General features: G+C 68.9%; 12 protein-coding genes. 5 read left to right on the top strand and 7 right to left on the bottom strand.

Annotated features, from left to right (window positions below; genetic code table 11):
- Positions 1-67: 67 nt before the first annotated feature.
- Positions 68-1,282 carry a serine hydrolase domain-containing protein gene (locus AC5Y30_RS16315; protein WP_499919674.1) on the top strand — a complete coding sequence of 405 codons (1,215 nt, stop codon included), beginning with the start codon at positions 68-70 and terminating at the stop codon, positions 1,280-1,282.
- Positions 1,283-1,294: 12 nt separating this feature from the next.
- Complete coding sequence (locus AC5Y30_RS16310; RefSeq protein ID WP_499919673.1) at positions 1,295-1,834, top strand: GNAT family N-acetyltransferase; 540 nt, start codon at positions 1,295-1,297, stop codon at positions 1,832-1,834.
- On the opposite strand, the gene AC5Y30_RS16305 is transcribed toward AC5Y30_RS16310, so the two are convergent.
- Genes AC5Y30_RS16305 through AC5Y30_RS16280 form a run of 6 tightly spaced genes read right to left on the bottom strand, consistent with a single transcriptional unit; the run spans position 1,835 to position 8,542 of the window.
- Entirely contained in the window at positions 1,835-4,534 is a 2,700-nt protein-coding gene (locus AC5Y30_RS16305; RefSeq protein ID WP_499919671.1) for a fumarate reductase/succinate dehydrogenase flavoprotein subunit, read from the bottom strand.
- Positions 4,531-5,274, bottom strand: a complete 744-nt coding sequence (locus AC5Y30_RS16300; protein ID WP_499919670.1) for an ABC transporter ATP-binding protein — start codon at positions 5,272-5,274, stop codon at positions 4,531-4,533. The genes AC5Y30_RS16305 and AC5Y30_RS16300 overlap by 4 nt, the downstream gene beginning before the upstream one ends.
- Positions 5,271-6,143: an ABC transporter permease gene (locus tag AC5Y30_RS16295; protein WP_499919668.1), complete on the bottom strand. Its 873-nt coding sequence runs from the start codon at positions 6,141-6,143 to the stop codon at positions 5,271-5,273. Before AC5Y30_RS16295 ends, AC5Y30_RS16300 begins: the two co-directional genes overlap by 4 nt.
- A complete protein-coding gene (locus AC5Y30_RS16290; RefSeq protein ID WP_499919667.1) occupies positions 6,140-7,528 on the bottom strand; it encodes an ABC transporter substrate-binding protein in 1,389 nt (462 codons plus the stop codon). Before AC5Y30_RS16290 ends, AC5Y30_RS16295 begins: the two co-directional genes overlap by 4 nt.
- A gap of 25 nt (positions 7,529-7,553) precedes the next feature.
- Complete coding sequence (locus tag AC5Y30_RS16285; RefSeq protein WP_064885673.1) at positions 7,554-7,784, bottom strand: 4Fe-4S dicluster domain-containing protein; 231 nt, start codon at positions 7,782-7,784, stop codon at positions 7,554-7,556.
- On the bottom strand, positions 7,781-8,542 hold the full coding sequence (locus AC5Y30_RS16280) for a GntR family transcriptional regulator (protein WP_499919661.1): 762 nt from the start codon (positions 8,540-8,542) through the stop codon (positions 7,781-7,783). Before AC5Y30_RS16280 ends, AC5Y30_RS16285 begins: the two co-directional genes overlap by 4 nt.
- A gap of 187 nt (positions 8,543-8,729) precedes the next feature.
- On the opposite strand from AC5Y30_RS16280, the gene AC5Y30_RS16275 reads away from it, so the two are divergent.
- Together AC5Y30_RS16275 and AC5Y30_RS16270 are read left to right on the top strand one after the other, a co-directional pair.
- Positions 8,730-9,572, top strand: coding sequence for a COG4705 family protein (locus tag AC5Y30_RS16275; RefSeq protein ID WP_499919657.1), 843 nt, complete (start codon positions 8,730-8,732; stop codon positions 9,570-9,572).
- Positions 9,573-9,605: 33 nt separating this feature from the next.
- On the top strand, positions 9,606-10,274 hold the full coding sequence (locus tag AC5Y30_RS16270; RefSeq protein WP_499919653.1) for a response regulator transcription factor: 669 nt from the start codon (positions 9,606-9,608) through the stop codon (positions 10,272-10,274).
- Here AC5Y30_RS16270 and AC5Y30_RS16265 read toward each other — a convergent pair.
- On the bottom strand, positions 10,256-11,668 hold the full coding sequence (locus AC5Y30_RS16265) for an ATP-binding protein (protein WP_499919837.1): 1,413 nt from the start codon (positions 11,666-11,668) through the stop codon (positions 10,256-10,258). The genes AC5Y30_RS16270 and AC5Y30_RS16265 overlap by 19 nt on opposite strands.
- Positions 11,669-11,810: 142 nt before the next feature.
- Between AC5Y30_RS16265 and AC5Y30_RS16260 the strand changes: the two genes are divergently transcribed.
- The gene (locus AC5Y30_RS16260; protein ID WP_499919650.1) at positions 11,811-12,056 is read left to right on the top strand and encodes a hypothetical protein; all 246 of its coding nucleotides are present in this window, start codon (positions 11,811-11,813) and stop codon (positions 12,054-12,056) included.
- Positions 12,057-12,060 lie beyond the last annotated feature (4 nt).

Here is a 12,060-nt window from a genome sequence, read left to right as displayed (position 1 = left end):
ACCGTCATGAAATTTTGGCCCCGACACGGGCAACCGGGCGCCGCCCCCGGCCCGCTAACCTGACCAGGTGAATCGCTCGACGCTCAATGGCAATGCCGCCTCCGTGAGGGAAGTGTGCGACGCCGGCCTGCTCGCCGGTGCGGTGACTGTCGTGTGGCAGCGCGGAGAACTGCTACAGGTCAACGAGATCGGCTACCGCGACGTGGATGCGGGTCTGCCGATGCAGCGCGACACGCTGTTTCGCATCGCGTCGATGACCAAGCCGGTGACGGTCGCGACGGTGATGAGCCTGGTCGACGAGGGCAGGCTGACGCTCACGGATCCGGTCACCCGCTGGGCGCCGGAGCTGGCCGGCGTGCGGGTGCTCGACGATCCGCACGGCCCGCTCGACCGGACCCACCCGGTGAACCGCACCATCCTGATCGAGGATCTGCTCACCCACACCAGCGGGCTGGCCTATGGGTTCTCGGTGTCCGGGCCGATCTCCAAGGCCTACATGCGGCTGCCCTTCAATCAGGGCCCGGACGCCTGGCTGGCCGAGCTGGCCAAGCTGCCGCTGGTGCATCAGCCCGGCGACCGGGTCACCTACAGCCACTCCATCGACCTGCTGGGGGTCATCGCCTCCCGCATCGAGAACAAGCCCTTCCACCAGGTGCTCGAGGAGCGGGTACTGGGCCCGGCGGGCATGACCGACACCGGGTTCTTCGTTTCGCCCGAGGCGCGCCGCCGCGCGGCCACGATGTACCGGCTCGACGAACAAAGCCGGCTGCAGCACGGGGTGATGGGCCCACCGCACATCACGCCGCCCTCGTTCTGCAACGCCGGCGGCGGATTGTGGTCGAGCGCCGACGATTACCTGCGGTTCGTGCGGATGCTGCTCGGCGGCGGAACGGTCGACGGCGTGCGGGTGCTTTCGGAAGAGTCCGTCCGGCTGATGCGGACCGATCGGCTCACCGACGAACAGAAGCGACACAACTTCCTGGGCGCGCCGTACTGGGTGGGCCGCGGCTTCGGGCTCAACCTGTCGCTGGTGACCGATCCGGCCAAGAGCACACCGCTTTTCGGGCCGGGCGGTCTCGGCACGTTCAGCTGGCCCGGCGCCTACGGAACCTGGTGGCAGGCCGACCCCAGCGCGGATCTCATCCTGCTCTACCTGATCCAGAATCTGCCGGACCTCACCGTCGATGCCGCCACCGCCGTCGCCGGCAACACGTCGCTGGCCAAACTCCGCACGGCACAACCCAGATTCGTCCGCAACACCTATCGTGCCCTCGGCCTCTAAAGTCACATTCCGATGCCCGGATACCCACCCGACCGCATCAGCGGTCCGCGACTGCTGCTCCGCCCGCCCGCGCTCGACGACGCCGGGGCGCTGTTCCAGCGAGTCGCCCGCGATCCGCAGGTCACCAAGTACCTGCTGTGGGCGCCGCATCCCGACGTCGCCGCGACGCGGCGCGTGATCACCGAAAAACTCAACGCCAGCGCGGACGAGAAGACCTGGGTCATCGAGTCGCGGCACCGTGGCGAGGTGATCGGGCTGGCCAGCTGTCGGCGCACCGCGCCGCACTCGGTCGAAGTCGGCTACTGCCTGGGCCGACGCTGGTGGGGCAAGGGATTGATGTCCGAGGCGCTCGGCATGCTGCTCACCGCGCTCGACGCCGATCGCGAGATGTATCGCGTCTGGGCCACCTGCAGCGTGGACAACGAACGCTCGGCGCGACTGCTCGAGCACGCCGGCTTCTTCCTGGAGGGACGACTCGCCCGGCACGCGGTCTACCCCACGATGGGGCCAGAGCCCCAGGACAGCCTGCTCTACGCCAAAATTCTGCGTTGATCAGGCTTTCTCCGCCGAGCCCTTGTCGAGTGCCCGGCGGGCGTAGGCGCGCACGTCGGCGTCACCGTCCTTGAGCGCAAGCCCCAAGGCGTCCCGAGCGGCGGGCTCACCGGCCCACCGGGTCAGGGACAGCACCCCGGCCTTGCGCACGTCCAGATGGGCGTCACCGAGCGCCTCGGACAGCTGCGCAATTGCGAAGTCGGCAGGCGCGCCGGCCAGCGCGCGCGCCGCGCCCTCGCGCACCTGCCAGGCCGGCGACCGCAATGCCTGCTTGATCGCGACGTAATCTTCTGGGCTGCAACCCAATTGGCCCAGCGCGGCCAGCGCGGCGGCGCGAACCAGTGGGTCGGAGTCGGCAACGAGCCGGCGCACCGCATCGACACCATTGCGCAGGGTCGCGAGCCCGGCGGCCGCCGCGATGCGCACTTCCCGGTTCTCGTCGCCCGCGGCGGTGACGACACCGTCCACGTCGTCGACGGACACCAGCGCCCGCACCGCCTCGATGCGGACCCGATGATCGACGTCGCCCAGGGCGCGACGGTATTGCGCCGCGTCACCGGCCCGGCGCGCGGCCAGCACGTACAACGACGCCGCGCGCACCAGCCGATCGACCGAGTCCAGGTACTCCCGAACACTTTCCGGGTCCGGCAGCACCTCGACCAGCTCGCGGATGCCCTCGGCGCTCGTGAGGCGGACGGCGGCGTCGTCGTCGTTCAGCGCGGCCACCAGCGCCGGCGCGTAACCGTCGGGAATGTGCTCGGTCAGCGTCGACACGGCGGTGCGGCGCACCCCCGGATCCGCGTCGGCGAGGTAGGGCCGCAGGGTGGCCATCGTGGGCTCCTCGAGCGCCAGGACCTCGGCGATGCGCGGTGACGGCGGCTCGAACACCGTTGCGGCCGCGTCGATTCGGGACATCGTGGTGGCCGGCGCTTGGCCGCCGACCAATGGCGGCTGCTCCACGGGATACACGGTCTGGTCGGTGGGCGGCAGGCCGTCGAGCTCCGGGACCGGCACGAAATACGGTGCCACCGGCCGCTTGAGGAACACCATCTCGCCGTCGGCGTCCTTGCGCAGATTGAGGTGATAGCCCCATTGGTGGTCGTCGCGGCCGGGCAGGTCGGCGCGATCGTGATAGAGGCCCCACCGTGATTCGGTGCGGGTGTGCGACGAACGGGCGGCCATCTCGGCACAGTCGCGGATGAACGACACCTCCACCGCGCGCATCAGCTCGTGCGGATTGCGGGCGCCCATCTCGGCGATCTCCACGCGCATCCGCTCGAACGTGCGGATGGCCAGCGACAGCTTGGCCCCGGTCTTGGGCGGCGCGACGTAGTCGTTGACGAAGCGGCGCAGCTTGTATTCGACCTGGGGCTGCGGCGGGCCGTCCGGATGCCGCAACGGCCGGTAGATCAGCTCGTGCGCCTCGCGCACCTGTTCTGCCGGAAGTTGTTGCGGTGCAGCGGTATCGGCCAGCGTCGAGGCGGCGTGCGTGCCGGCCAGGTCGCCGAACACGAACGCGCCGATCATGTAGTTGTGCGGCACGCACGCCATGTCACCGGCCGCGTACAGCCCGGGCACCGTGGTGCGGGCGTGCTCGTCGACCCACACACCCGACGCGGAATGCCCGCTGCACAACCCGATTTCGGAGATGTGCATCTCGATGTCGTGGGTGCGGTAGTCGTGACCGCGGTTGGCGTGGAAGGTGCCCCGGGTCGGCCGCTCGGTGGTGTGCAGGATGTTCTCCAGCGCGGTCAGCGTCTCGTCGGGCAGGTGCGACACCTTGAGGTAGATGGGCCCGCGCGCCGAATCGATCTCGGTCTTGACCTCGGCCATCATCTGCCCCGACCAGTAGTCGGAGTCGACGAACCGCTCGCCGAGCGCGTTGACCTGATAGCCGCCAAAGGGATTGGCGACGTACGCACACGCCGGGCCGTTGTAGTCCTTGATCAGCGGGTTGACCTGGAAACACTCGATGCCCGACAGTTCCGCACCCGCGTGGTAGGCCATCGAGTAGCCGTCGCCGGCGTTGGTGGGGTTCTCGTAGGTGCCGTACAGGTAGCCCGACGCGGGCAGGCCGAGCCGGCCGCAGGCGCCGGTGGCCAGGATCACCGCCTTGGCGCCGACCGTGACGAATTCACCCGTGCGCGTGTTCAGGGCCGCCGCGCCGACCACCCGCCCGCCGTCGGTCAGCACCCGGACGGGCATCAGCCGGTTCTCGATCTGGATCTTCTCGCGCATCGACCGTTGCCGCAGCACCCGATACAGCGCCTTTTTGACGTCCTTGCCCTCGGGCATCGGCAGCACGTAGGAGCCCGAGCGGTGCACCCGGCGCACGGCGTATTCGCCGTGCTCGTTCTTCTCGAACTTCACGCCGTAGCGTTCCAGCCGCTGCACCATCGCAAACCCGCGGGTGGCGGTCTGATACACGGTGCGCTGGTTGACGATTCCGTCGTTGGCGCGGGTGATCTCGGCGACGTAGTCCTCGGGTTCGGCCTTGCCGGGGATCACCGCGTTGTTCACGCCGTCCATGCCCATCGCCAGCGCACCGGAGTGGCGCACGTGGGCCTTTTCCAGCAGCAGCACCTGCGCGCCGTTCTCGGCGGCCGACAGCGCCGCCATGGTGCCCGCGGTGCCACCGCCGATGACCAGGACGTCACAGTCGAGCCGGACCGGGGTCGCCGGGTCGGGAATCTGCATCATGCCGCCTCCGCCGAGTGATTCAGTGCCGCAATGACTTCGGCGCGCAACGCCGCGCGCTGCCGCTCGACGCGCGGCTCCGGAACGTCGATCAGGGCGCGCAGCGGCTGACCGGCCCTGCCCAGCACGGCGATGCGATCGCCGAGCAGCAGCGCCTCGTCGACGTCGTGGGTGACGAAGACGATCGTCGTCGGATGGGCACGCCAGGTGTCGATCAGCAGCCGCTGCATGGCGGTACGGGTTTGGGTGTCCAGGGCGCCGAACGGCTCGTCCATCATCACCGCGCGCGGCGCGCCGGCCAGCCCGCGGGCCAGCTGGACGCGCTGGCGCATGCCGCCCGACAGGCTCTTCGGCAGGTAGTCGCCGAAGCCGGTGAGGCCGAGCTCGGCGATCCAGCGGTCCGCCTCGGCGCGCCGCCCGGCGCGGGAGACGCCGCGCAGCCGCAGGGCCAGCTCGATGTTGGAGCGCACGGTGCGCCAGGGCAGTAACGCGTTGTCCTGGAACACCATGCCCCGATCCCCCGACGTGGTGGTCACCTCGTCGCCGTCGGCGACGATCCGGCCCTCGTCGGGCCGCAGCAGCCCCGCCAGGGCGCGGAGCACCGTCGACTTGCCGCAGCCCGAGGGGCCGGTGAGCACCAGGATCTCTCCGGGGCGCACCGTCAGGCTCAGCCCGTCGATCACCGGTTCGCCGGTGTAGGACAAGCGAACTCGATCCAGTTCGAGACTCACTCCAACGGTCATCGCTGCTGGTCCTCCGCTCGCGGCAGCCAGCCGGTCACCCGGCGGCCCACGACCTCCACGGCCGCCGCGGTCGCGAAACCCAGCACGCCGATGGTGATGATCCCGACGAACACCTGCGGATACGCCAGCACGGTGTAGTCCTGCCAGGTGCGGTAACCGATCCCGAGCCGGCCCGAGATCATCTCCGCGGAGATCACGCAGATCCACGCCACGCCCATGCCGACCGAAAGGCCGCCGAACACTCCGGGCAGGATGCCCGGCAACACCACCTGCTTCAGCACATCCCACCGGCCGCCGCCGAGGGTGCGCACCGAGTCCTCCCACAGCGTGGGCAACGCCCGCACCGCGTGCCGGGTACTGACCAGGATCGGGAAGTAGGCCGCCAGGAAGGTGATGAACACGATGCCGGCCTCGTCGGTGGGGAACAGCAGGATCGCCACCGGCACCATCGCGATGGCCGGCACGGGCCTGACCAACTCCGTCAGCGGGCCGAAGGTGTTGGCGAACAAGCGCGAACGGCCCAGCAGCACCCCGGTCGCTACCCCGACCACGGCGGCCAGTCCGAAGCCGGTGAGAATCCGGATCAGCGACTGCGCCAGGTCAAGCCAGTACTCGGACGTTTCGAGCCGGCGTCCCAGCGCGTGCACGATCTCGGTGACGGTGGGCAGCGTGTCGAAGCGCAGCAGCAACCGCAGCTTGCCGGCGGTGAGCGCCTGCCACAGCCCGATCGCGGCGGCGACCGAGGCGAGCCGCAGCAGCCGCCACTGCCACGGTGAGCCGGCACGTCGCGGGGTGGCCGTCGCCGGGACCGTGTCGACGACTTGCGCCGATACCGGGGCTGCCGGGTCGCCGGTGAGATAGGCGGTCATACCGAACCTCCAAGGGCCTGCTGGTAATTCACGATGGCGCCGCCCGGGTGTGCGGCGAGATAGCGATGCGCGCCGGCCGGCGTCCCGAACGGCAGGTAGTTCTGGCCGTCTTGCACCCAGACCGCCTTGTCGGCGAACCATCGGGTGCCCAGCTCGGCGTCGGGAACGTAGGCGGCACGGACTTTGGTGCCGTGGGCGGTCGCCTCGCGCACCGCGCGAAGCAGACTCGTCGGGTTGGCGACCGTCTGGGTGGCATTCGAACCGTCCAGCCACAGTTCGCTGGCCAGGGCGGGATCCCCGCGCAGCGCGGACGGGTTGGCGGTGACGGCCCGGGCCGCGTCGTAGTTCAGGCCGCGCGCGCGGAACACGGTGCGCAACGGCGCGTCCTGGACGAAGCCGGACACGTCGAGGTCGGCGAAGTCGCCGATCGACTTCAGGTACGGCACATCGTTTTTCAGCGCCTCGACCAGTGACGGTTTGAGCGTGGTGTCGAATGACGTACCGCCGGGACCGTTGTAGAGGTACACCACTTCCTGCGGCAGGCCGCTGCCCTGGGCGACGATGCGGGCGGCTTCCAGCGGCTTGTCGTTGAGGAAGTCGGTGGCGTCCAGTTGCGCCTGCAGGAAGGCGCCCAGCACCTCCGGGTGAGACGCCGCGTACGAGCGCCGCACCACCACCCCGTGCAGGGTGGGCAGGTTCAGCTCGGCGCCGTCGTACAGCAGTTTGGCCTTGCCCTGAAAGACGAGCAGGCCCGGCCAGGCGACGAACTGCGAAAGGCCCTGCACCTGGCCGGATTCCAGCGCGGAGGCGCCCACCTGTGGTTGCTGGTTGAGCACTTCCACGCCTTTGATCCCGGCCCTGTCCAGCGCCCGCATCAAGGTGCCGTGACCGGCCGACCCCACACTCGCCGAGACCTTGGCGCCGGCCAGGTCGCTCAGCGTGGCCGCCGACGAACCGGGCTCTACCACCACCATGTTCAGCGCGCCCTTGGGGTTGTAGCCGGTGATGGAGACGATCTCGGTTTTCGCCAGCGGGTTGGCCTGCGTCTTGGAGCCGTTGATCAGCATGGGATAGTCGCCCATCGAGCCGATGTCGATCTTCTCGGCGAGCATCTGCGCGGTGATCGGGGCGCCGGTGTCGTAATCCTGCCATCGCACCGCGTATTTGGTGCCGGTGCGGGTGGTGATGTCGGCGAGCCGGCGCTCCAGGTAGCCCTGCGCGCGAAGCAGCGTGCCCGCGGTGACGGTGTTGATGGTCTTGGACTGATAGCCCACCACCACGTTGACCACACCGGAGGACTGCGACAGGGATTCCAGTGAGCAACCGGAGGTGAGCGCGGCGATCGCGAACACCGCCGACGCCAGCCGGATGGCGCGTCGTTTCATGAAAGATCCTGGGGTCGGAGGCTTTTCAGCGAAGGAGATAGGGCATGTTGACGGTGACGGCGCCGGTGGGACAGCGGGCCGCGCAGGGACCGCAGTACCAGCACTCGTCGACGTGCATGAAGGCCTTGCCGGTGTCGGGGTTGATGGCCAGCGCATCGAGCGGGCAGACCTCCACGCACAGCGTGCAGCCGTCGATACACAGCGACTCGTCGATGGTGACCGGCACGTCGGCGCGGTTGTTGTTGATCAGCGTCATGGGTTGCTCCTCATCGGCTCGGCTCTGAAAAGATTGCCCCGCATGGTGATTCGATCGCCCCGCATCCGGATGTACTCCAGGTCCACGGGGGTGCCGTCGGCGAGGCTGGTGAGCCGCTCCAGCATCAGCAGCGCCGCACCGTCGGGCACCTGCAGCGTGGCCGCCGAATGCGCGTCGGCGGGAATGGCCTCGAGCGCCAGCGCCGCCGAGCCCAGCCGTTGCCCGCTCACCTCCTCGATGAGCGCGAACAGATCGTTCGTCTCCAGCGGGTGGTTCAGCACCTCGCGGCCCAGTTCTGGGGCGAGGTAGGTGAGGTCCAGGCTGAGCGGCAGGTCACCCAGGTAACGCAGCCGCTCGACGAACACCGCCTGCTCGCCCGGCCGAAGTCCCAGCCGGCGGGCCACCGACGGCGGCGCGGTGACCGGCATCGCGGCGCGCACCTCGTTGCGGACCTCGCCGAGATCCTTGAACGTCTCCTTCAGGCCCAGCAGCGCGTCGAGCCCGTGATCGTACTTGCGCTGCGCGACGTGCGTGCCGACCTTCGGTCCGCGATCGATCAGCCCCTCGTGCTTGAGGACGGCCAGCGCCTCGCGAATGGTGTTGCGCGACACCGAGAACTCGGCGGCCAGGTCTAGTTCCGCGGGCAGGCCCTGCGGGTAGGCGTCGGAGTGGATCTGCTGGCGCAGCACATCGGCGACCCGGCGGGCGCGGTCGGCCCTGGGTCCGCCAAGAGGTAATGGTTGCGCCACGGGGGCCACGCTAATGCAGCTCAGGGCCGCTTTTCGGGTCGCCGATGAGGGCCCGCCCCGGTGGCGGGGCGCATTGCGCCGGGGCGCCTTCGGGCGCGACCAGCCAAAACCGTCAACCGCCGCGCTATTGCGCCACCTGCGAGAACCCGCCGTCTTTGCGATCCTGATGAGCAGAACCTGAAGGAAGATGGCTTGCATGACTGACGTTTCGAAACACGCGCTGACCAAGGTGCCGGCGGTCACGCTGGGCTTTTGGGTCATCAAGGTCTTGGCGACGACGCTGGGGGAGACCGGCGGCGACACCGTCACGATGACGCTGAATTGGGGCTACGCCGCCGGGGTCGCGATTTTCGGCGTGGCGCTGGTGGCGCTGGTCGCGGCGCAGATACTCGCCAAGCGATTTCACGCCGTCCTCTACTGGGCGACGATCGTGGCCTCGACGACGTTCGGCACCGTGCTGGCCGATTTCGCGGACCGGTCGCTGGGCATCGGCTACACGGGCGGGTCGCTGCTGCTGCTCGCGTGCCTGGTGGCGACGCTGTGCCTCTGGCGATGGTCGCAGGGCACCGTATCGGTCAGCACCGTCTCGACGCCCAAAGTCGAGGCTTTCTACTGGGCGACCATCACGTTCTCGCAGACGCTGGGCACCGCGCTCGGCGATTGGCTGGCGGACACCCGCGATTTCGGGTACGAACGCGGCGCGCTGGTCTTCGCGGCCGGCCTGGCCGTGGTCGCGGCCCTGTACTTCTGGACGTCCATCTCGCGCGTCACCTTGTTCTGGGTGGCGTTCATCCTCACCAGGCCGCTGGGGGCGACGGTGGGCGACTTCATCGACAAGCCCGTCGCCGACGGCGGCCTGGCGTGGAGCCGCCCGTGGGCCTCGGCGGCGCTCGCGGCGCTCATCGCGGTGTTGCTCGTCGTCATCCCGCAGCGTCCCGGTCGCCATCCCGGTGAGCTCAAAGACGATGAGGCAGAAGCCCATCCGGGCACCGACGTCGAGCAGCCAGACCAAATGCGCATTGACCGGCCGCCCGAATGAGGGTGCGCCCGACACTCGACGTAGCTTTGACACATGCGAGTCCTGCTCGTTGAGGATGAACCGCGGCTGTCCGCCACCGTGGCCAGGGGGCTCAAGGCGGAGGGGTTCGTCGTCGTTGCCGTCGGCAACGGCGTCGACGGCCTGCGGGAGGCCACCGAAAACGGGTTTGACGTAGTCGTTCTCGACATCATGCTGCCCGGGCTCAGCGGTTATGAGGTCCTGCGCCGGATGCGGTCGCACAACGTGTGGACACCGGTGCTCATGCTGACCGCCAAGGACGGTGAGTACGACGAAACCGACGCCTTCGACCTCGGGGCGGATGACTATCTGACGAAGCCGTTCTCATTCCGCGTGCTGGTGGCGCGGCTGCGGGCGCTGGTTCGTCGCGGTGCACCGGCGCGGCCGGTGGTCATGAAAGCGGGGACGCTGACCCTGGATCCCGCCCGGCACACGGTCGAGCGGGGCTCGACCCCCATCGCGCTGACTCCGCGCGAATACGGGGTGCTCGAGTTCCTGATGCGCAACAAGGACGTGGTGGTGACCAAAGCCGAGATATTGCAGAACGTCTGGGACGCGCATCACCACGGCCCCGACAACGTGGTCGAGGTCTACGTGGGATATCTGCGTCGCAAGATCGATGTTCCTTTCGGTACCAACACCATCGAGACGATCCGGGGCGTCGGTTACCGACTGGTGTGCTGAGACACGGGCAGCGTCACAATCATTGTTGTTCCGCCGCAGGGCGGGTCGTCGATGGTGACCACGCCGTTGTGGGCGGCGACGATCTCGGCGACGATCGCCAGGCCCAGCCCGGCCCCTCCCCCGCTACGCGCTCGATCGGAATCCAGGCGCACGAAACGTTCGAACACCCGGCGCCGATCGGCTGGGGCGATTCCGGGCCCGTCATCGCTGACGGTGAGGGTCACCGTTGCGCCTTGGCCGCCGACTTCGATGGCGGCACACGAATCCGCATGACGGACAGCGTTTTCGATGAGGTTGCGGATCATCCGCGACATGGCGACCGGGTCGGCTTCCAGGCGCACCGGATGGATATCGGTGTGGATCACGCATTGCGTGTCACGCCGCGCGCGGTCGACTTCGGCCTGCGCCAGGTCGTCGAGCGCCACCTGCTCTTTGCGCCGGAGCAGCGTCTGCTCGTCGGCGCGGGCCAGCAGCAGCAGATCTTCGATCAGGGTATGCATGCGCCGCGCCTCGGGCAGCAAGGTGTTGACCGTCAATTCGGCGTCGAGTAGATCGGGGTGTGCCTCGGCCACTTCCAGCCCGGAGATGATGGTGGTCAGCGGGCTGCGCAGTTCGTGTGAGGCGTCGCCGACAAAGCGCTGCTGCGCACGGTGACCCGCCTCCAGGCGCGAGAGCATCTCGTTCATCGTGACTGCCAGGGCCGCGACTTCGTCGTGGCTGTCCGGCACCGGTACCCGCTCGGCCAGATCGGACGTCGAGATGTCGGCCACCCTGGTCCGGATGGCGTCCACCGACTGCAGCGACCGTCGCACCAGCCAGTAGGTTGCCGCCGCCGCCACCCCGACGATCACCGGTGCGCTGCAGGCCAACAGGATCGCCAGCGTCCGCGCGGTCGCCTCGACCGCCTCGCTGCCTCCCCCCACCAGCACGGTGTACACACCGGATCGGGTTGCGACCTTTTGGCCGCTGACCCGCATGTCGTCACCGGCGACCGCGTCGTCGGGCAGGCCGCGACGCAGGTTGAAGTCGAACTGATTCGCCGGGACCAGCGGTGTTTTCGGCGCCGAGCCGGACCGCTTCACCACGTTGCCATCCGGACCGACCAATTGGGTTGCGACCACCCGCTGGTCGGTGTGCAGCAACGCGTTGTCGAGGTCGTCGACCGAACCGGACTGCAGCGCCTTGGTGATGTCGCGGACCCGCTCGGCGGCGGCGTAGTCGACGCCCGCCAACAGCTTGCGGTACAAGACCGCGTCCAAGCCGGCGCCTGCCACGCTGAGCGCACACAGTACGACGATCGCCGACACGGCCGCCGACCGGGCCGAAATGCCCAGGTGCGCCAGGTGCCACGAACGCGCTCGCCCGCTTCGCCGGGACGGCCAGGCACCGGATATCCGCACGTCGTCAATTCTGCAGTCCCGCCGCCCGGGGCGAAAACGTCGAGTTCAGCGCGTTCTCAGCGGCCTCTCAGCGGCCGCGTCCTACGCTGACGTGGTCATGCCTGGTATTGCACGCCCTGTGCGTCGTAACGATCGTGTGATCGCCCGACTACTGGTCGGCGCGGCGGTAGTGGTCGGCTGCGGCGCCCTGGGCGCCGCCCCGGCCGGTGCCGACCCCAGCCCCTTCAACACCCTCAGTTCGAGCTGCAACCAGACCGCTGCTGGGAGCAGGGACGCGCTCCTGCAGGGGATTCGGCGAGGTATCGCCGACTGGTCGATGGGCGCAACGCACACCTCTGCCCGCACCACGTGCGGCGCGAGCCCGGCACCGACGACCGGTTGATCGC

This window comes from Mycobacterium sp. NGS27 (assembly GCF_059813005.1).
The sequence above is the reverse complement of the archived record's forward strand: the minus strand, read 5'-3'. Positions and strand labels throughout refer to the sequence as shown.